General features: G+C 34.2%; 19 protein-coding genes and 2 pseudogenes. 9 read left to right on the top strand and 12 right to left on the bottom strand.

The annotated features are described in order from the left end of the window. Positions 1 to 79: 79 nt before the first annotated feature. Positions 80 to 727, bottom strand: coding sequence for a hypothetical protein (locus LB100_RS01900; RefSeq protein WP_456201211.1), 648 nt, complete (start codon positions 725 to 727; stop codon positions 80 to 82). Positions 728 to 1,331: 604 nt separating this feature from the next. Next, a complete protein-coding gene (locus tag LB100_RS01895) occupies positions 1,332 to 2,309 on the bottom strand; it encodes a quinone oxidoreductase family protein (protein ID WP_456201210.1) in 978 nt (325 codons plus the stop codon). Positions 2,310 to 2,590: 281 nt separating this feature from the next. Here LB100_RS01895 and LB100_RS01890 point away from each other — a divergent pair, with 281 nt between their 5' ends. Further along, entirely contained in the window at positions 2,591 to 3,121 is a 531-nt protein-coding gene (locus LB100_RS01890) for an ankyrin repeat domain-containing protein (protein ID WP_010407015.1), read from the top strand. 44 nt (positions 3,122 to 3,165) lie between these two features. On the opposite strand, the gene LB100_RS01885 is transcribed toward LB100_RS01890, so the two are convergent. The 3 genes from LB100_RS01885 to LB100_RS01875 form a co-directional block, all read right to left on the bottom strand. Beyond that, entirely contained in the window at positions 3,166 to 3,702 is a 537-nt protein-coding gene (locus LB100_RS01885; protein WP_264336428.1) for a cytochrome c oxidase assembly protein, read from the bottom strand. Beyond that, positions 3,703 to 4,425: a Bax inhibitor-1/YccA family protein gene (locus LB100_RS01880; RefSeq protein WP_015588059.1), complete on the bottom strand. Its 723-nt coding sequence runs from the start codon at positions 4,423 to 4,425 to the stop codon at positions 3,703 to 3,705. Positions 4,426 to 4,638: 213 nt separating this feature from the next. Further along, a complete protein-coding gene (locus tag LB100_RS01875) occupies positions 4,639 to 5,820 on the bottom strand; it encodes a cysteine desulfurase family protein (RefSeq protein WP_456201207.1) in 1,182 nt (393 codons plus the stop codon). 134 nt (positions 5,821 to 5,954) lie between these two features. Between LB100_RS01875 and LB100_RS01870 the strand changes: the two genes are divergently transcribed. Then, positions 5,955 to 6,653: an alpha/beta hydrolase gene (locus tag LB100_RS01870; protein WP_456201206.1), complete on the top strand. Its 699-nt coding sequence runs from the start codon at positions 5,955 to 5,957 to the stop codon at positions 6,651 to 6,653. Then, a complete protein-coding gene (locus tag LB100_RS01865; protein WP_143689339.1) occupies positions 6,646 to 6,870 on the top strand; it encodes a type IV secretion system protein VirB7 in 225 nt (74 codons plus the stop codon). Before LB100_RS01870 ends, LB100_RS01865 begins: the two co-directional genes overlap by 8 nt. 24 nt (positions 6,871 to 6,894) lie before the next feature. Here the strand turns inward: LB100_RS01865 and LB100_RS01860 are convergent, their stop codons facing one another. Both LB100_RS01860 and LB100_RS01855 read right to left on the bottom strand, forming a co-directional pair. Continuing rightward, positions 6,895 to 7,569 carry an ABC transporter ATP-binding protein gene (locus LB100_RS01860; RefSeq protein WP_264719775.1) on the bottom strand — a complete coding sequence of 225 codons (675 nt, stop codon included), beginning with the start codon at positions 7,567 to 7,569 and terminating at the stop codon, positions 6,895 to 6,897. A 26-nt stretch (positions 7,570 to 7,595) separates the two neighbouring features. Further along, positions 7,596 to 8,018, bottom strand: coding sequence for a HesB/IscA family protein (locus tag LB100_RS01855; RefSeq protein WP_456201204.1), 423 nt, complete (start codon positions 8,016 to 8,018; stop codon positions 7,596 to 7,598). 47 nt (positions 8,019 to 8,065) lie between these two features. On the opposite strand from LB100_RS01855, the gene LB100_RS01850 reads away from it, so the two are divergent. Together LB100_RS01850 and ribD are read left to right on the top strand one after the other, a co-directional pair. Further along, positions 8,066 to 9,247: a deoxyguanosinetriphosphate triphosphohydrolase gene (locus LB100_RS01850; RefSeq protein ID WP_456201202.1), complete on the top strand. Its 1,182-nt coding sequence runs from the start codon at positions 8,066 to 8,068 to the stop codon at positions 9,245 to 9,247. After that, a complete protein-coding gene (gene ribD / locus LB100_RS01845) occupies positions 9,247 to 10,434 on the top strand; it encodes a bifunctional diaminohydroxyphosphoribosylaminopyrimidine deaminase/5-amino-6-(5-phosphoribosylamino)uracil reductase RibD (protein ID WP_456201200.1) in 1,188 nt (395 codons plus the stop codon). Before LB100_RS01850 ends, ribD begins: the two co-directional genes overlap by 1 nt. A 63-nt stretch (positions 10,435 to 10,497) precedes the next feature. On the opposite strand, the gene LB100_RS01840 is transcribed toward ribD, so the two are convergent. Then, complete coding sequence (locus tag LB100_RS01840) at positions 10,498 to 10,998, bottom strand: hypothetical protein (protein WP_456201198.1); 501 nt, start codon at positions 10,996 to 10,998, stop codon at positions 10,498 to 10,500. Between the two features lie 122 nt (positions 10,999 to 11,120). Here LB100_RS01840 and LB100_RS01835 point away from each other — a divergent pair. Further along, positions 11,121 to 11,591: pseudogene (locus LB100_RS01835) on the top strand (RibD family protein); the annotation flags it as partial. A gap of 60 nt (positions 11,592 to 11,651) precedes the next feature. Here LB100_RS01835 and LB100_RS01830 read toward each other — a convergent pair. Then, positions 11,652 to 12,143, bottom strand: a complete 492-nt coding sequence (locus LB100_RS01830) for a hypothetical protein (protein WP_456201196.1) — start codon at positions 12,141 to 12,143, stop codon at positions 11,652 to 11,654. 127 nt (positions 12,144 to 12,270) lie between these two features. Between LB100_RS01830 and truB the strand changes: the two genes are divergently transcribed. The 3 genes from truB to pnp are packed head-to-tail and all read left to right on the top strand — an operon-like array spanning position 12,271 to position 15,903. Continuing rightward, positions 12,271 to 13,332, top strand: a complete 1,062-nt coding sequence (gene truB, locus LB100_RS01825) for a tRNA pseudouridine(55) synthase TruB (RefSeq protein WP_456201194.1) — start codon at positions 12,271 to 12,273, stop codon at positions 13,330 to 13,332. A 7-nt stretch (positions 13,333 to 13,339) separates the two neighbouring features. Beyond that, positions 13,340 to 13,612: a 30S ribosomal protein S15 gene (gene rpsO / locus LB100_RS01820; RefSeq protein ID WP_143689333.1), complete on the top strand. Its 273-nt coding sequence runs from the start codon at positions 13,340 to 13,342 to the stop codon at positions 13,610 to 13,612. A 14-nt stretch (positions 13,613 to 13,626) separates the two neighbouring features. Next, complete coding sequence (gene pnp, locus LB100_RS01815; protein ID WP_264719782.1) at positions 13,627 to 15,903, top strand: polyribonucleotide nucleotidyltransferase; 2,277 nt, start codon at positions 13,627 to 13,629, stop codon at positions 15,901 to 15,903. 100 nt (positions 15,904 to 16,003) lie between these two features. Here the strand turns inward: pnp and rpe are convergent, their stop codons facing one another. From rpe to LB100_RS01800, 3 genes and pseudogenes are all read right to left on the bottom strand, one after another. Continuing rightward, on the bottom strand, positions 16,004 to 16,684 hold the full coding sequence (gene rpe, locus LB100_RS01810) for a ribulose-phosphate 3-epimerase (protein ID WP_456201192.1): 681 nt from the start codon (positions 16,682 to 16,684) through the stop codon (positions 16,004 to 16,006). Positions 16,685 to 16,845: 161 nt separating this feature from the next. Next, positions 16,846 to 18,312: an N-acetylmuramoyl-L-alanine amidase gene (locus LB100_RS01805; RefSeq protein ID WP_456201191.1), complete on the bottom strand. Its 1,467-nt coding sequence runs from the start codon at positions 18,310 to 18,312 to the stop codon at positions 16,846 to 16,848. A 74-nt stretch (positions 18,313 to 18,386) separates the two neighbouring features. Next, a pseudogene (locus tag LB100_RS01800) lies at positions 18,387 to 18,665 on the bottom strand (EndoU domain-containing protein); the annotation flags it as partial. Between the last annotated feature and the right edge of the window lie 28 nt (positions 18,666 to 18,693).

Raw genomic sequence — 18,693 nt, 5'->3', positions numbered from 1 at the left:
GAATTGAGCTGATAATTCAATTATACTTAACACAAAAAAATGGGCTAAATCCTCTTCAAAAACTTCTATCTATCGTCTCTTAAAATACTCTCCTGCACACACCCCCATCAACAATTTTCACATCACTATCAACTGAGCTACCTGGCTGTTTATTTCCTTTGTATATCTCCCCATCAACGGAACTACCTGGCTGTCTATTTCCTTCTGGAAAAAAGCACTCAATTGCTTTATCAATTAAGAAACTTAAAGGAATACAAGCAATCACACTCACTACAAAAGTTAAAGCACCTATAGCTGCTGGTGATATAAAACCAAGAGCAACTAGTCCTGCTCCAACTCCAAAAAAAACACCAATACTACTGATAGTATGTGCATAATTTTTAATTTTATATTCAGCGCTGTTGCTATATTCTCTCAAAATTTGTTCATGTTCTTTGGACATGCCTTCTGGTATATCGTTGAGATTTGTAGTTTTTGAGAAAAAACAAGCCTTGATTAAGCCTACTAATAACATTGCAGAACCAATGATTCCACCTGCAATGAGAGGTGGCAAGTTAACATAACTTAGAGCTAAACCTGCAAGAGCCCCAGTAACAGCGCCCATTCCTAGTGCTATTGTTAGTATCACTATTGTGCCTGCTGCTAGTTCTAGTTTTGATCCAATTTTCTTTTCTAGGTTACTTTTTGCTTGCATTGCCTGTTTTAGTTGTATTCTTGTATAGCCCATAATATTTACTCCCATTTAAAATTAATAATATAATACTAGCATTTTTAATTTATATAGTTAACTTATTAAGGAATTTTAATTGACTTTCAGCACACTTTAGCCTATATGTATGGTCCTAGAGTGTAATGGTATATAAAATATGAGAACAAAATGCCATTAAAGGAGAACTTATGATTACTGGATATATCAGAACAACAGAGACAATTCATAGGGTAACATAAACTTTCTAAGTACTATAACCTCAACTCTAAAACTATTGTAAAACAGAAAAAAGCATTCATTTAAAAGAAAAATAACAGCTCCATATACTATTAAAGTGATAATACTTATAATGTTAGATGTGACACCAAATCTAATTTGAAATATAACTTATTTACTCAGCTTCTTTTGAAACTACTGTGAACATAATATCTATAGATAAAACATCGCATTACCACGCCACTAACGAGTAGCAGAATGACAAGTTTCTCAAACTAGTCCGGTAAAAATCTCAGTCAGTTTAGCTATAGCTGTATGCTTTTAACTTTCCCAAAAAGAGAATTAACCATATGAAATTCTTGTTGATATGACTTAATGAATAATTATTTTAGGTTACTAATTTATTTTAAGAAAATTTGATGATATTTAGCCCACTTATTTTTCTATTTTCCATGTCACGATGAGCCTCTATTATTTCATCAAATTTATATTTTTTATTAATTCGTACAATTAAAAGTTTTTTTCTTATCATTTCAAAAATTTCCATTGCAGTAAGCACTAACGTAAGTCTATTGTGCTTGTAGTGATATATCGAAGTTCCAGCTGCAAATAACGAACGCGAACTAAGTAAAGAGAAATTAATAGGAGCATTACCTGATATCTGCCCATAGGAAACATATATGCCAAACTTACCTAAAGATTCAAAAGAGAGCTTGCTTGTAGCGTAACCTATAGGGTCATACACCGCACCTACTCCTCTATTTTTCGTAATCTCCATGATTTTAGAAACGAAATCTTTATCATTGTAGTTTATTGCGTATGTGCAGCCATTTTGTAAAGCTATCTTCATTTTTTCGTCAGAGCTTATAGAACCTATCACTATACCTTTTTTATCCTTTGCCCATTGGCATATTATTTGCCCCAAACCACCATTAGCTCCATGAACTAGTACAAAAGCACCAGGCCTGATTTTATAAGATTGATTAACTAAATAGTGAGCTGTCATACCTTTAAACAATACTGCAGCAGCAACTTCATCAGGTATATCATTCGGAATTTTTATCAAATATTTCTGGTGTACAATGCGCTTTTCACAATATGCCCCTGGAGGAGCTGTGCAATATCCAACTCTGTCTCCAACTTTGAATCCATCACTGATTTTTTTACCAAGTTTTTCAATAACCCCAACTGCTTCCACTCCAAGCACTGATGGCAGATCTTTAATTTTGCGTGTACCTTTTCTGTGTTCTAAATCATAACGATTTAAGCCGATAGTTGTATGACTTATTAAGACTTCCTCGCCTTTTGGCTCACCTATGCTCTTATCTACAAATTCTAATACTTCTGGCCCCCCAGTTTTTTTAATTTGTATAGCTCTAACCATGATAAATGTAAGACAAAAACTTTAATTATGTTATCTAGCAATTAATATTTTGCAAAATGTTATTTAGAGTTTATACACTACATAAGCGTATTGTTAATAGTTTTGAGGCACAAATTATGACAAACAGAGAAACTTGGCTTTATGGTGTTTTATTCAATGTGTTGTGTGAAGTGGATGAAGATGACGATTTAGATACCAATAATAAAAATAAAAGAAAGGTTAAAATGTAAAATGCAAAAATCAGATAAAAAAGGAGACTATTGTAAATATTTATATACTTCTTGGGAAAAAAAGGATTTGATATTAATCACAGATTTGACTTGAAAGATTATGATGGCTTTCCAATAGATAGTCTTTTTTCCATCGCCATTAACTATAAACCGTACACTTTAACAAATCTAGCGCAAGTTTTAATAAAAGCAGGAGCTAATGTGCAAAACGAAAAAGGATATTTACATACCTGTGTTTTGACCCATTCTCCGGACATATTAAAGGCTCTCATAAAAGCGGGAGTGAATGATAGCCCAGATGAAAACTACAATGGAAACACTGCTTTAGAGTGTGTTGCTGAATTATATTGTAAGGATAAGTCAATTGAACGCAAAAATTGCTGTGAGATTCTAATTAAGCATACATTAGAAAAAAATCCCAACATAGAAATACCAGATTCTGTAAAAAATAATAAGGAGTTGGCTCAATGTTGGAATGCTTGTGAAGCAAATAATGAAGGATGGGAATTAGCAACAACGAACACTGAAACACAAGTAGTCAGTGTGCAAAAAGCAAATAAGAGCTCCTGCTCAATTCAATAGATGTATCGTACAACCTTGTTCGGATTACAATAGGAAAAGGTTTGTTATTTAAGCTTAAAAAACGTATATGATAGTGTTATTTCACTTAAATCTTTTGTACTATTGTCACGCATTATTTCAGGGTCTACGTAAAAGGATACGGGCATAGCCGCTTTTTGTTTTGGTAGCAGCATTTGCTCTTCAAAACAAAAGCATGCAACTTTATTGAAATATTTACCTGCTTTAAAAGGTGTGACATTATACACTGCCATTCCAAAAGAAGGCTGATCAGATAAATTTTTTGCATAATAAAATACTAAACTTTGTTGCCCTATATTTGTATCGATGTAGTTAGTTTCTGATTTAAATTCCCAAGGCAGACCTGATATTATATCAGCATTAAGGTGAACCCTGATTTTTTGGTCAGTTGCATTTATTGTCGTATTAGTTGCTTTTCTCGTTGTGCCACCATATCCAGTAACTTTGCAAAAGATGCTATACAATGGTACCGAAGCATATGCAAGACACAGCATCAATACCACTAAAGATACTAGGAAAAAAACTATAGAATTTTCATTGTTTCCCCTTAAAAAGGAAATCATCTAATCCTTATTGTTGAATAAATTAAGTAACCTGAGTAAATTGAGGAATATATTGATGAAGTCAAAGTAAAGATTAGTTGCACCAAGTACTGCCAGCTTAGTAGTTGCAACCTCTGAGCCATCATTATACCTATAATAAACATCTTTGATTCTCTGAGCATCGTATGCGGTCATTAAAGTAAACACTATTACTGACACAAATGATATTGCAAAATAGAGTGGACTACTCCCAAGGAACAGATTAACTATAGATGCAATGATTAATCCCCAGATTCCCATAATCAAAAAAGAACCCATACTGGTCAGATCTTTTTTTGTAGTATTACCATACAAAGCCATAGAACCAAACATGATCGATGTAATGAAAAATGCTCTCGCTATATTTTCTGCAGTATAAATTATAAAAATATGAGATAAAGAAATTCCCATTAAAACTGAGAATAGAAAAAATACAGTAAGTGTTGACTGAGCACTTAGGTGTTGAAGCCTAAAAGACATATAAAACACCAATGCAACTGGAGACAGCATTACCACAAGCGATAGAACAGGATTGGAATAAATCACCTGGAAAAGACCAGAAAACACTGTTAAAAACGCAACAAGCCCTGTAACACCTAAAGCTAAAGCCATATAGTTGTATACTTTAGTTAGGTAACTCCTGAGTCCAGCACTATAATAAACGCCCTGAGAGCGAATATCCTGTTCGTTTTTCATATAAGACATATGTAACTCCTTATTATCTCTTGATGGTACATTATAATACAATACAGCGTTTTTATCAAGTATAAAATGACATACTACAATTGCAATTGAATGGTGTGGTGTGCAATTAGAGAATTTCTTCCATAACTATAAGCAAGTCGGGTTTCAGTAGCATATAACTATTATAACAATTCTTGCCAATAGAAACTATTTTCACCATTCCATTTATCATGATTAAAGAGAAATAGTGAAAGTGGTTTTTGCATTTACTAAGGCATTCTTCTTATAGATACTATGCCAACAATCTACTATTTTTTCTATGTCTTGCGGTTTAACCTCCGGACCTATACTGATTCTAATTGAACATTCTGCTTGCTCTTTTGTTGCTCCCATTGCAAGCAAAACATGAGAAGGCCCAACTTTTCCAGAAGAACATGCAGAACCATTGCTGACTGCAATATTATTTAAGTCAAAGTGCATGAGCTGCAGATCATTCTTCACTCTCGGCATATAAATGAAACTTGTATTTGGCAATCTTTTAGAATTTTTGCCAAAGATCTTGATATCACTGACAAGACTTAATAACTCACACTCCAATTGATCACGCAGCTTCTCTACTTCATCCATTTTTGATAGAAGGTTTGGAATGTTTTGCAATGCAGCAGAAAGACCTACTATTGCAACAATATTTTCTGTACCACCACGCAATCCTTTTTCTTGCCCACCACCTATTATAGTAGGTTCTATTACAAGCTTTTTGTCAAATATTAAAACTCCACTACCTGCTATACCACCAAATTTGTGAGCAGATAAAGTAAGTAAATCCACTTCTAAATCTTTCATATTTAATTCGATTTTCCCAACACTTTGAGCAGCGTCAGTGTGACAGATTGCCCCGAATTTATGTGCCATTTTAGCTATTTCCTTAACAGGCTGGATAACTCCAGTTTCGTTATTAGCCATCATCACTGAAATTATTACTTTATTCCCTTCAAGTTCGCTTAGAATTTTTTCTAGCTCTAAAAAGTCAACAATACCCTCTTGATTAACGGGTATTATATGTGGATTATATGCAGAATTAAGAATTGAAGGATGCTCTGTAGCTGAAATTACATGCAGATAGCCTTTCATTCCTCTCATGACGAGGTTGTTTGCTTCAGTTGCACCAGACGTAAAAACTATTTCTTTATCATTTGGAACGTCAAGAGCATCACGTACGTTATCTCTTACCTCTTTAAGAATCTTCCTCGCTTCTTGTCCTCTTTTATGCAGCGATGATGGATTTAGTGTTTGTTTTGACAAAATCTCAAGTATACTTTTTTTTACATTTTTACTCACTGGAGCAGTTGCATTATAATCGGCATACACACAACTACTATCTTCCAGAGAGAATAAACTCACAGGCTTATTTTTCACTTACCATCAACCAATTATGTATGTTAACTTTAACACGATAAAAATTTATTGCAAAAACAGCGAAATTAATACATAATTAATAAACAATTTACATTATCAATCCCTGTCAAAACAGGTTTTTATTAGGAGTCATCATGGTAGAAGTCTTTTTAAATAATTCAACAAAAAAGATAGAAGGTAGATACCATCAAAGCAAAGATGCCAATGCACCGGTTGTGCTAATTTTACATCACCATCCCCAATATGGTGGTAGTATGGATAGTAAGATTATACATAGTATATATGAATCTTTTATCGATAATAACTTTTCTGCATTGACAATTAATTTTCGTGGCGTCGGAAAATCTACCGGAACTTTTGATAAGGGTATAGGAGAATTAACTGATGCTGCAGTAGCTATTGATTGGCTTCAGGAGCATAACTCTAACAACGTTCCAATTTGGATAGTCGGTTTTTCTTTTGGAGCATGGGTAGCTATGCAGTTGACAATGCGCCGTCCAGAGATAGTAAGTTTTGTTGCCCTTTCTCTTCCAGCAACTAAGTACGATTTCTCTTTTCTCTCTCCTTGCCCAGTTCCTGGACTTATAATACAAAGTAATAATGATACAATTTCAGAAGAAAGCGATGTAACAGAATTAGCACAAAGGTTAATAAATTCGGTAAAAAACAACCATATGAAATACCATATAGTAGACGATACTAACCACTTTCTAAGGGATAAAGAAGAGGAAGTAGCTCAAATTATAGATAATTATATAAAACTACGTTTAAACAGTGCAGCTACTTCTCCTCAGAAAGCTAAAAAAGAGATAAGGGTAAAAGAATATGCCTAACTTTACAAATGAGAGAAATGAATGTATTAATACAAATAAAAAAAGTCTTGTTATGTTTAGGCAATTATTATTTCTCGTTTTAGCGATATTTATGCTGTCAGGATGCTTTCTAAGTAAACAGCGTAAGTTAAAGAGTCCGTGTATAAAAAGCAATGAAGGCATTTCATGCGAATTATACTCCGTTAATGATCATTGGTTAAATAAGTACAAGTTATAGGTAGCTTTGTATTGCTTCTTCCATTCACAACTTTACTAATGATCGGTTTTTTAACTGAAAAATGTGATCTGCTTTTTCTGCAAGGATATAGTTGTGTGTTACTATAAGCATAGAGCTATTATTTTCCTTTACATATGAATGTAATAGCAAAAACACATTCAAAGAATTTGTTGGGTCTAAATTTCCCGTTGGCTCATCTGCAAGTAAAAGCTTTGGAGAGTTTACAATGCTTCTTGCAATTGCAACCCTCTGCCTTTCTCCACCAGAAATTTCAGATACCATACTACTTGCTTTACTTTCCAGACCAAATTTTTCTAATATTGCTTGCGATTTTTTTTTTGCTTCAGCTTTGCTTCTTCTTGCAATAAGCTGGGGAAGCATAACGTTTTCCAACACTGATAACTCTTGTAATAAATAGTGAAATTGATAAACAAAGCTAAGAAAATTTCTTCTTACATGAGTTTTATATTTATTGCTGGCTTGCGTGCAATTTACTCCATCTACTGTCACTACACCTAAAGTTGGCTTATCCAATAGGCCTGCAATTTGTAGTATAGTTGTTTTTCCTGATCCCGAACTACCAATCAATGCAACTACTTGCCCCCTTGTAAGACTCAGATTGATATCTTCTATAATAGCAGGACTTTTTTTGAAGCTCTTACTTACAGAAGCTAGCTCTAGTGTTACACAACTACCCATATTATAAAAAGATCCAGGAGGGAGAATTAGAGCGAGAAACTGTTACCACACCCACATCGAGACTTAGCGAGAGCATTCTTGATTTGAAAACCAGAACCACTGAGATCTTCAGTATAATCTATAGTTGAATTATTTAAAAATTTTGCTGAACAATTATCAACCATTAACACAGGGTTTCCATTCTCATCATTAATTACTATATCTTTACCTTTTTCACTAAAACTGGAGTGGCTTCTATAATCCTCGCTATCTTCGTCATCGTCAAAATCGTCACCCAAAGACATCTTCTTATTTATTTGATCCATAAGAAAATTATACTTGAAGCCAGAGCATCCACCACCTGAAACTGCAACCCGCAAAACAGAACTCTCATCTCCTTTCTGTTCTACAAGGGAGTGGATTTTCCTTAATGCATTGTCAGTTAAGCTAATATTGTAATCTGTTGACATAACAACCACCGTTCATTATTGATAACCTATTATAGTAGAAATTTTACATGTCAAACAATAATTTTCTATTAAGTTACGCGTGCTTTCCAAATAAAACAAAAGGAAGAAATTTTAAAGAGCCAGAAGATGAAAATCGCAGCTGCTTTCAGCGTGATAGGGACCGAATTATTCACTCTAATGCGTTTAGGAAACTAGGATACAAAACACAAGTTTTTATCAATTATGAGCATGACTACTATCGCACTCGGCTAACTCATAGCCTTGAAGTTGCACAAATTGCAAGATCCATCGCACGCAGGCTCAGATTAGATGAGGACATCACTGAATGCATAGCGCTTGCACATGACCTTGGTCATCCTCCATTTGGTCACACAGGTGAGGATGCTCTAGTTCAAGTTGATAAGGAGAAGTATAAGTTTGATCATAATGTTCAAGCTATAAGGATTTTAACTTATCTTGAACAAAAACATGCTGACTTTAATGGCATGAATCTAAGTTGGGAAGTGATTGAAGGTGTTGCAAAGCATAACGGTCCCTTGCTTGGTCAAAACGCGGAGTCTTCTACAAATAATCAGCTGTTATTAAAATATAATGAAAAATATGATCTAAAACTTGAGGAATTTTCAAGCATTGAAGCACAAGTTGCTTCAATTGCCGATGATATTGCTTACAGTGTTCACGATCTTGATGATGCACTCAGGGCAAATTTAGTAACCATCGAAGATTTGCTCGATGTTCCTTTAATTGGCAAAATGTTCAAAGAAGTAAAAAGCGAATATTCAGAATTGGCCCAAAGTAAACTCATACATGAATCACTGAGTAAAATTATAGGGATTATGATAAATGATGTCGTTTTTCAGACCGAAAGAAATATTGAAGATCACAAAATAAAAAGTGTAGAAGATGTAAGGAGCTTGAATAATATGCTAGTCACATTTTCACCAGAAGTTGCAAATGCCACAAAAGAGATGAAAAAATTCAACATGGAAAAAATATACAGAAGTTATAAACTGGCCAGAACAATGAACAAAGCAAAACGTATAGTACAGGAGCTTTTTCAATGTTTTTATGAAAACCCAAGGTTATTACCCACAGAGTGGAACAAGCTTGCTTGTGAATCTCAGCGTTCAGTAATAATATGTGATTATATCTCAGGTATGACAGATAGATTTGCCATACACGAGCACAGAAGAATTTTTGATACCTCATACGAAATGACTTCTTTCTAATGACCGATGATTATTTCATGTCGATCGCATTAAAACTTGCAGAAAAAAGTCTTGGAAGTGTTGCACCAAACCCTGCTGTTGGGTGTGTCATTGTAAAAGACGGTATGTTAATTGGTGAAGGCTACACAGGAATCGGTGGGCGCCCACATGCAGAAGTAGTTGCTTTGCAAAATGCTAAAGATTTAACTCATGATGCAACTATGTACGTCACTCTTGAACCATGCTGCCACTTTGGAGTTACAGAACCTTGCACTGCAGAAATCATAAAATCAGGAATAAGAAAGGTAGTGATTGCAGCAATTGATCCAGATAGTAGAGTTTCAGGCGGAGGAATTAAAGCTCTGAAAGAAGCAGGAATTGAAGTGAAGCAAGGTATTATGCAGAAAGAAGCAGAGAAGCTGAATGTTGGCTTTTTTACCACCAAGAAACTCCATAGACCATTCATAGCTTGCAAAATCGCAACAACTCTCGATGGAAAAATCGCAACGTTTACAGGTGATAGCAAATGGATAACAAGTGAGGATACGAGAAATTGGATACATGAGCTCAGAGCAAAATATGACGCAATTATGATTGGCAGCAATACCCTTGTTAGTGACGATCCACTCTTAACTTGCAGATTACCAGGGCTCGAAAATAGATCACCAATAAGGCTAATTATAGATAGCCAGGAAAAATTGCAGGAAGAGCATAATATTGCAAAAACTGCAGACAAAATAACAACTTGGGTGATTACAAACAGAGAAATAGAGAAAAAAATAAAAAACATTAATTATTTGATAGTCAATTCAAATCACAAACCTCCTGTCATCCCAGTGCCCAGACACTGGGATCCAGAAAACTTCAAGCAATTGCGTAGTGAAAACTGGTCAAGCACTGGAATGACATCAGAACCTGATATTATCGGCAAAGTCTGCCTAAAAGACATGGCATCAAAACTTGTTTCAGAAATTAGCATAACAAGATTATTAGTTGAAGGTGGAGGAGTGTTGATTACAGAATTATTAAAGCACAATTTAATCGACAGATTGATAATCTGCCGCAGTGGTAAAATTTTAGGTAACGATGCAACTCCTTTTATAGGGAATTTAGGAATTCAATTCATCAAGCACTGTCATCAGTTCAAGAAAGTAGAGCTCATAGACTTTGATGAAGATATAGTTGAGTTGTGGGATAGGCTATTGTAACTTTTACACATCCAGATGAAAGGAGAAAAAAAGAGGTAGAAAATCTACCTCCTATATAAGCTATTACGCTGTTTTTTCTTGAAACTTATCTTCAAATATTTTCATAATTTCAGGTTTTTGTAGTTCAGATACAAGATCGAATGCTTCACCTTTCTCGCCTTGAGGTCCTTGGTCACCCTTATCGCCTTTTTCACCTTGGTCACCCTTATCGCCTTTTTCACCTTGGTCACCCTTATCGCCTTTTTCACCTTGGTCACCCTTATCGCCTTTTTCACCTTGGTCACCTTTCTCACCCTTATCGCCTTTTTCACCCTTAACATTTTCTATTGCATTCATTTGCTGATATGAAGCATAAGCTGCTGCGACAAAATATACAGCGGCAATAAACAGAACTGCAATTCCAGCAGGGCTAGCAATAAGTGCTAAAGACGCAGGGCCAGCAATTACTTTAGTAGCAATTAATATTGTTGTTATTGCTGCTGCTAAAGATGCAGTTGCAACTGTACTTTCAATACTCATTTTCGTTATGGGTGCTATATTTTTCAATTTCCATATAGTAGTCATAATTACTTCCTCCTTAATTAAGGTTAATAAAAAGTTGATTATATATTAAGAATGTAAACTAATCAAGTATTTTATTAATAATTTGATGTTTTATCTACTTTCTAAATTGTTACTAATTATAAGAGCATAATATTGTAAAGACTGCAGACAAAGTAATAACTTGGGTAATCACAAATAAGGGAGTAAAGAGAAAAATAAAAGACATTAATTATTTGATAGTTAATACACCTCCTGTCATCCCAGTGCCCAGACCAGAAAACTTCAAGCAATTGCGTAGTGAAAACTGGTCAAGCACTGGAATGACATCAGATCGAAAAGTCTGCCTAAAAGACATGGCATCAAAACTTGTTTCAGAAATTGGTATAACAAGGTTATTAGTTGAAGGTGGAGGAGTGTTGATTACAGAATTATTAAAGCACAATTTAATCGACAGGTTGATAATCTGCCGTAGTGGTAAAATTTTAGGTAATGATGCCACTCCTTTTGTAGGAGATTTAGGAATTCAATCCATCAATGAATGTTATCAGTTCAAAAAAGCAGAGATAATAGAGTTTAGTAAGGATGTAGTTGAGATGTGGGATAGGCTATTGTAACTTTTATATGTTCAGATGAAAGGAAAAAGAAAGAGGTAGAAGTCTCTACCTCTTTACCATTTAGCTTTTTTGAAATCCTTTCTGTTTAATTGCTTCAACAACTTTAGAATCCTCTAATGAACCAATAAATGTTTCATTAAATTTACTTGAATCCAGTTTTTCATCGAATTTCGTATGAACTTCAGACTTGTCAGCTTTGGCATTCAATTCAGTTTTAGTAGCTAAATCTTCAATTTTTTCTTTAACTTCTCCAACGCCTGCTTTAAGTTCACTTATTTCTTCATTCTTATGCATTTGCTGATATGAAGCACAAGCTGCTGCAGCAAAATATATAGCTGCAATAAATAGAACTGCAATTGCAGCAAAGAGACAAATAATAAAAATTGCAAACTCAGGGCCACTAGGACCTAAAAAAACTAAAGGTGGAGGAGTTCCTTTAAAATCCCGTATTATTGTTATTGCTGTTGTTAAAGATGCAATTGCAAATGTAGCTTCAACACCCATTTTTGTTATAGGCACTATGTTTTTTAATTTCCATATACTTGTAGTCATAATTACTTAGCTAAGATTAATAATAAAGTTAATTTTATATTAACAATGCACGCGAGTCAAACATTTTATTAACAAATTAATATTTTACCTACTTTCTAAATTGTTACTAATTATATAAGATTGATATATGATAAATGGTTGGCTCAATTTTGATAAACCAATAGGAATGAGTTCTGCACAAGCTGTAACTCAAATTAAAAGGATTTTTGGAATAAAAAAAGCCGGACATTTGGGAACACTTGATCCTTTGGCTTCAGGTATATTACCGATCGCTCTTGGTGAAGCAACAAAAACTATACCGTATTTATCTTGTAACTTAAAGGCATACAATTTCACAATCAAATGGGGAAAGCAAACAACTACGGATGATTTGGGTGGTGATATCATTAGAACTAGCACTATAAAACCTGAATATAACCAAATAAATTGTGTGATTAAGGATTTTATTGGTGAGATAACACAAACTCCTCCTCAATTTTCAGCAGTGAAAATCAAGGGAGCAAGAGCATATAAATTAGCAAGAAGTGGGCAAAAGGTAAATATAAAACCTCGACAAGTCAAAATACATGAACTGAAGATGATATTTTTGGACACCATAAATAATAGTGCCGATTTTTCTATGATCTGTGGTAGCGGTGTATATGTGAGATCAATTGCAAGAGATCTTGGAATTGAATTAAATTGCTTTGGACATATTACAAAATTAAGAAGAACGATGGTAGGTGACTTTAGAGAAAACGAATCAGTGACAATTGAACAGCTCGCTGAAAGAAACACAACAACCTACTCTCCCCAGTGCTTGACACTGGATACAAATACTTACAAATCATGTAATGGACAAAAGATTCTAGGAGCATATGTCAAAAACAATGTTCGTGATGCAATAAGCTTGATCCCAGTGCTTGACACTGGGATGACAGAGGGAGGTGGGATGGCAGAAGATGATGGAGGTAATACAAAAAGTTTCATCATCCCCATTGAATCTGCTTTAAAATCGATGTTCAAAGTTGAAATTTCCTTAGAGGAGGCGGAGAAAATCAGAAAAGGTCAAGAAATTATATTAAATAACTTGCGTGGTTTAAAGAATTATGATATTTTTTGTACGATAGTGGGTGATGTGCCCATTGCAATTTGCAGTTTTACTCATGGTTATGTAAAGCCTGTTCGTGTTTTTAATATTTTGAAATGAGGTTTAGATGTCAATAACATCCAAAAAGAAAAAAAGTTTGATTAGTACATATGCAATTAAAGAAGATGATACAGGTTCATCTTTTGTACAGTGTGCAATTTTAACCGAGAGAATCAGTAATTTAACTGAGCATTTTAAAACGCATAAGCATGACCATAATTCTAAGCGCGGTTTACTTGTATTGATAGGTAGAAGGCGCAAGCACTTAAATTATATAAAACGTAAATTTGGTAATGAAGCCTATCAAGAGTTAATAGAGAAGTTAGGCATTAGAAAATAATCGAGGAATTTTGTATGTTTGAAATTATAAAAAAATCTATAGATTGGGAGGGGCGTACCTTATCTTTAGAAACTGGGAAAATAGCACGTCAAGCTGATGGTTCAGTAGTTGTAAATTATGGAGATACTTCTATCTTAGTCACTGTTGTACGAAAAAAGAAGGAAGAAAGTGTTGATTTTCTCCCTTTAAATGTGCAGTTTATTGCAAAAAGTTATGCCATGGGTAAGATTCCTGGTGGTTTTTTCAAAAGAGAAGGAAAACCATCTGATAGAGAAACTTTAATTTCAAGAGTAATAGATAGAAGTATAAGACCGTTATTTCCTGAAGGTTTTCATGATGAAATTAGTGTAGTATGTAATCTATTAACTTACGATACGGTCAATTCTCCTGAAGTACCAGCATTGATAGGTACCGTCGCAGCTCTTGCAATTTCTGGTGTTCCTTTCCACTTTACTATAGCTGGAGTTATGGTCGGTTGTGATGAAAATAACAATTATATACTCAATCCTTCCGTTCAAGAGATGAAAGCAAGCAACTTGGATCTGTTTTTGTCTGGTGATGAAAATTCGATCTTAATGGTCGAATCGGAAGTCAAAGAGCTCTCTGAAGAAAATGTTTTGAGTGCAATAAAATTCGGCCATGAACATCTTCAACCTGTTATTAAGCTTATAAAAGAATTTGCTGATACAGTAGGCAATAAACCTGAAAGCTTTGCTCCTGTTGATATATCAGATATAACTCAAGAACTTGAGAAATATCGCAAAGACTTTGAAGAAGCATATTCAAAAACAGTAAAACAAGAGCGGGTTCAAGCTCTAGAAGTGGTCAGGAATAATATATTGAATACTCTTAAAGAGGCTGGAAAAGACGAAAAGTTAATTACTTATGCAGTAAAAAGCTTTGAAAGATCTTTAGTGCGTGAAATGATTAGAAAGAAAAGTGTGAGGATAGACAGCCGTAAGTACGATGAAATACGCCAGATAGAAATCGAGGCTGACATTCTACCAAAGACTCACGGTTCTGCGCTATTTACAAGGGGTGCCACTCAGGCATTAGTTGTTACTGCTCTTGGTACTACACAAGATGAGCAAATTGTGGATGACATTGAAGGGGATAGACGTGAACATTTTATGTTGCATTATAATTTTCCTCCATTTGCTGTTGGAGAGGCTTCTGCTATACGCGCACCAGGAAGGAGAGAAATTGGTCATGGTAAACTTGCTTGGAAAGCAATTCATCCTGTTTTACCTGATAAATCTGAATTTCCTTATACAATAAGGGTAGTATCTGAGATTATGGAATCTGATGGTTCTTCTTCTATGGCAACAGTTTGTGGAACTTCAATTGCATTAATGGATACAGGTGTGCCAATAAAGGCTCCCGTTGCAGGAATTGCTATGGGTCTCATCAAAGACAAAAATGAGCATATAATACTTTCTGATATACTGGGCGATGAAGACTATCTTGGTGATATGGATTTCAAAGTAGCAGGAACTAGCGAAGGGATTACAGCACTGCAGATGGATATGAAAATTCCTGGTATAAGCTTTGAAATTGTTGAAAAATCTTTAGAACAAGCAAAAGTCGGAAGATTACATATCTTAGAAAAAATGAATGCAGTAATTTCAGAACATCGTAAGGATATAAAAGATCATGTACCAAGAGTGTTATCGTTTTATATAGATAAAGATAAAATTTCTGCAGCTATTGGTGCTAAAGGAAAAAATATACGCAGTGTATGTGAAAGAAGTAATGCAAAAATTGAAATAGGGGATGACGGTAAAGTTTCTGTTTTTGCCATTAGTAGTACTGAAGCTGAAGCTGCAAAGGATATGATGATTGATTCAATAACAGAACTAGAACAAGGTTCTATAATTGATGCTAAAGTTGTAAAGATAGAGAAGTCTATTGTAGAGTTAGAACTTCTTAATGGAAGAAAAGGAAAAATGCATATAAGCGAGGTAGCTAATCAACATGTAGAGTCCATTGAGGATATACTTAAACAGGGTGATACCTTCAAAGCTTTGATAATTGACTTTGAAAAAGGTGGATGTCCAAAATTATCAAGACGTCGTGTTGATCAAGAAACAGGTGAATTTTTTGAAGGTAAGCTTTACAATGAAGAAAGGAGAGATGGTTTAAATAATAGGGATAATTATTATAACAACTCGTTTAATAAAAAACCTGGAGATAATTATCATAGTAATAGACCTACTCGTCCTCGTTCTGGTTTTAGTAATAGAAACAGACCAAAATTTGGTAATAATGACTCATCATCAGGTTTCTATTGAGGTTGAACTTACTTTCTATTATCTCAGTGTCGAAGCACTGGGATAATAGGAATTTTTAAAACTGACAAGATAACAAAAATGGTTTGTGTTATCTGTAGGGTTATAACGCAAGATTTTTAAGATCGTTTATAGCCTTTTTCATGTCTTCAGCTTTAAATATTGCTGATCCAGCAACTAATATATTTGCACCTGCTTTTATTATATCAGCTGCGTTAGAAAAGTTAACTCCACCATCTACTGAAACTTGCGTTTTAAGGTTACGGTCCTGTATCATTTTCTTTATAATAGATATCTTGTGCAGCTGCAAATGAATAAACTCCTGTCCTCCAAATCCAGGATTAACTGTCATAATTAGCACAATATCTAGCTCATGTATTATATACTCAAGCACGCTTGGAGAAGTTGAAGGGACAATTGAAACTCCAACTTGTATTGTTTTTTTTGTATCATTTATGTTTTTATATGATTTTATCCTTTTTACTAGCCTCTCAAGATGTATCTCTGCTTCTGCATGTATAGTGATAATATCAGCACCAGCATTTATAAAGCTTTCAATATGGTCACCAGGAGATTTAACCATTAAGTGTACATCAAAAGGAAGATTGCTATATTTACGTATTGCAGAGATAACATTCGGACCTATTGTAATATTTGGAACAAAATTTCCATCCATAACGTCTATGTGTATATAATCTACATTCAAGTCGCTAATTCTTTTTACTTCCTCTCCTAATTTTGCAAAGTCTGCTGAAAGTATAGAAGGTGCAATTTTAATACCCATAGACTACTTTTTACCAAAAATAAAAAAAGTAACTTATTTTTTAAACTCTGTCATCCCAATACTATATTAATCTCATTTAGAAATTTTTGTATCCTTCCAGATGCATGTGAAACCAGTCCTTTATTTTTCTCTGCCCATTCATCTGGCCATCTTAATACTCATTAGACTTCTTTCTTTGCCTCTTCTAAATATTCCAACACAGTTTCATGCAGCGCAGTCCAAGACATTTGCTTTTCCATATTCGGTATAAACTTTTGTTTCCAAGTGTCCTTAAATTCTTGGAACCACTGCTTCTCAAAGTTTTGGAAATCAGGTAAAATTTTCGACCTAAACCCATTAATTAAATTCGAGACTTCTATAGCCTTTTCAGGGCTTATAGACTTAAAAGACAATATTTTATTCTTTAAAACATCTAGCTTCTCAAATGAATTAAGCTTAAATGGAATATAAAGCGAGGATCTTATATTATACCTTAGATAAGAGTCGTAATATAGCTTAATCTTGTACATGAGCGTAGCAAATGCACTAGAAGAAATATTATTTTCATATTCTGTAAGAGAAGATAATAAAAGCTTGTAATCCTCTTCATTCAAAAATGGTGGTTGTAAACTTGATTCAATTTTATTATTAAAAGATGTGAATCTGTTGAAAATACAATTGCCATATTCGCTTAAAAATTCAGGCAAAATATCTTCCTGTTCTAATTTTAGAGGCAAGTCTTTTCTAATCTCTTTCGGCAAATGATGCATTGAAAACTGATTAATAACCCACGCAAAATTCTCATCAAACTCATTTGAGTAATCAGCATTATTGTCAGCGTTACCTTCTTTATCATTCCAAGGCAGTATTTTATAAAAAAAATTGTTCAACCTTTTTTTTAATTTCAAAATACTTTCACTCTTATCGCCTACCTTATATAAAACCTCTTCTACTTTTTGTCTTGCGTCTTGAGAACTGATTCTATCACCTATATGCAGTCCAATGCCATTTCTCTCCAATAACTCCCAATCAAACAACTTATGTGGGTCAGGTTTACGCATTGCGTAGCCTTCAATGGCTGAGTTATATACTATAGTACCTATTTCAGCGTGACTAAATATCATATCTTTTCTAATCTTAAAGCGCTTTATGAGGTACAAAATCAGATCTTTAACAGATTTCATTTGCTCTTCTGGAAAAGGCTCAAGCCCTGTGTTTACAATCTCTATACCTATAGAATAATCATTCAGTTTTCGTAGCTCTTCAATCACATTATCTACTTGAACTTTCGCATAACTTATACCAGCATGCCACGCTCGTTTTTCGAGTGGAACCATCAGAGTAATGCTACCATCCCTATCAACAATGAGCTGTACTGATATACCTGAAGAATTTAATGCGCATTTTGTGCTTTTTAATGTTGGTGATTCGGTATGATGCACCACCACCATCAACACTTTTTTGCCTTCCCTATCATCATAATTTGAATTTGACGCAGGATCTAAAAATATTGGATTTTTTAATGATGTTTTCAAATCTTGAAAATCGTTCTCGATATCAATTAAGCAAGATTGCTGTCCATATACAAGAGGCGCTACAAGCAGCAACAGAAATAAAACAGACAAACATTTTTTTACTATAAGTCTCATGCAGCTTTACAAATTGCCCACAATATAACTAAATTAACATAATACGCATAAAATGTTTACTTTTTTTCAGCTAATCAAGGCTTGCTACAGCTACAATTAGTACTTTTATCATTACATTTTGGTGTTAAGTCAGGATAGAACGTAAGTATAGCGTCATTCTTTCTCACAAACACTGATTGATAATTGGCATCTTCCATTTTATACAGACACATTCCATCTTCTCCCAATTCCTTAAACGCCTTAGTTGCAGAAACTAAAATATCATCAGCATGAAGGTTATGTGCATACCCATTTGGGCACTTAACTTTTACTTCTCCACCCTTACCTAAGTATTTCATTCCAAACGTTATAATGCACCCCATAAACTAGACCAAAAAAAAA

It is taken from the genome of Wolbachia endosymbiont of Protocalliphora sialia, from assembly GCF_053891855.1.
Note: the sequence above shows the minus strand (reverse complement) of the source record. Positions and strands in the feature narration are given on the sequence as shown.

Coding starts and splice junctions, on each gene's coding strand:
- LB100_RS01900 (WP_456201211.1), bottom strand. CDS start 727: ATGGGCTATACAAGAATACAACTAAAACAGGCAATGCAAGCAAAAAGT.
- LB100_RS01895 (WP_456201210.1), bottom strand. CDS start 2,309: ATGGTTAGAGCTATACAAATTAAAAAAACTGGGGGGCCAGAAGTATTA.
- LB100_RS01885 (WP_264336428.1), bottom strand. CDS start 3,702: ATGATTTCCTTTTTAAGGGGAAACAATGAAAATTCTATAGTTTTTTTC.
- LB100_RS01880 (WP_015588059.1), bottom strand. CDS start 4,425: ATGTCTTATATGAAAAACGAACAGGATATTCGCTCTCAGGGCGTTTAT.
- LB100_RS01870 (WP_456201206.1), top strand. CDS start 5,955: ATGGTAGAAGTCTTTTTAAATAATTCAACAAAAAAGATAGAAGGTAGA.
- LB100_RS01865 (WP_143689339.1), top strand. CDS start 6,646: ATGCCTAACTTTACAAATGAGAGAAATGAATGTATTAATACAAATAAA.
- LB100_RS01860 (WP_264719775.1), bottom strand. CDS start 7,569: ATGGGTAGTTGTGTAACACTAGAGCTAGCTTCTGTAAGTAAGAGCTTC.
- LB100_RS01855 (WP_456201204.1), bottom strand. CDS start 8,018: ATGTCAACAGATTACAATATTAGCTTAACTGACAATGCATTAAGGAAA.
- LB100_RS01850 (WP_456201202.1), top strand. CDS start 8,066: ATGTCAAACAATAATTTTCTATTAAGTTACGCGTGCTTTCCAAATAAA.
- ribD (WP_456201200.1), top strand. CDS start 9,247: ATGACCGATGATTATTTCATGTCGATCGCATTAAAACTTGCAGAAAAA.
- LB100_RS01840 (WP_456201198.1), bottom strand. CDS start 10,998: ATGACTACTATATGGAAATTGAAAAATATAGCACCCATAACGAAAATG.
- LB100_RS01830 (WP_456201196.1), bottom strand. CDS start 12,143: ATGACTACAAGTATATGGAAATTAAAAAACATAGTGCCTATAACAAAA.
- truB (WP_456201194.1), top strand. CDS start 12,271: ATGATAAATGGTTGGCTCAATTTTGATAAACCAATAGGAATGAGTTCT.
- rpsO (WP_143689333.1), top strand. CDS start 13,340: ATGTCAATAACATCCAAAAAGAAAAAAAGTTTGATTAGTACATATGCA.
- pnp (WP_264719782.1), top strand. CDS start 13,627: ATGTTTGAAATTATAAAAAAATCTATAGATTGGGAGGGGCGTACCTTA.
- rpe (WP_456201192.1), bottom strand. CDS start 16,684: ATGGGTATTAAAATTGCACCTTCTATACTTTCAGCAGACTTTGCAAAA.
- LB100_RS01805 (WP_456201191.1), bottom strand. CDS start 18,312: ATGAGACTTATAGTAAAAAAATGTTTGTCTGTTTTATTTCTGTTGCTG.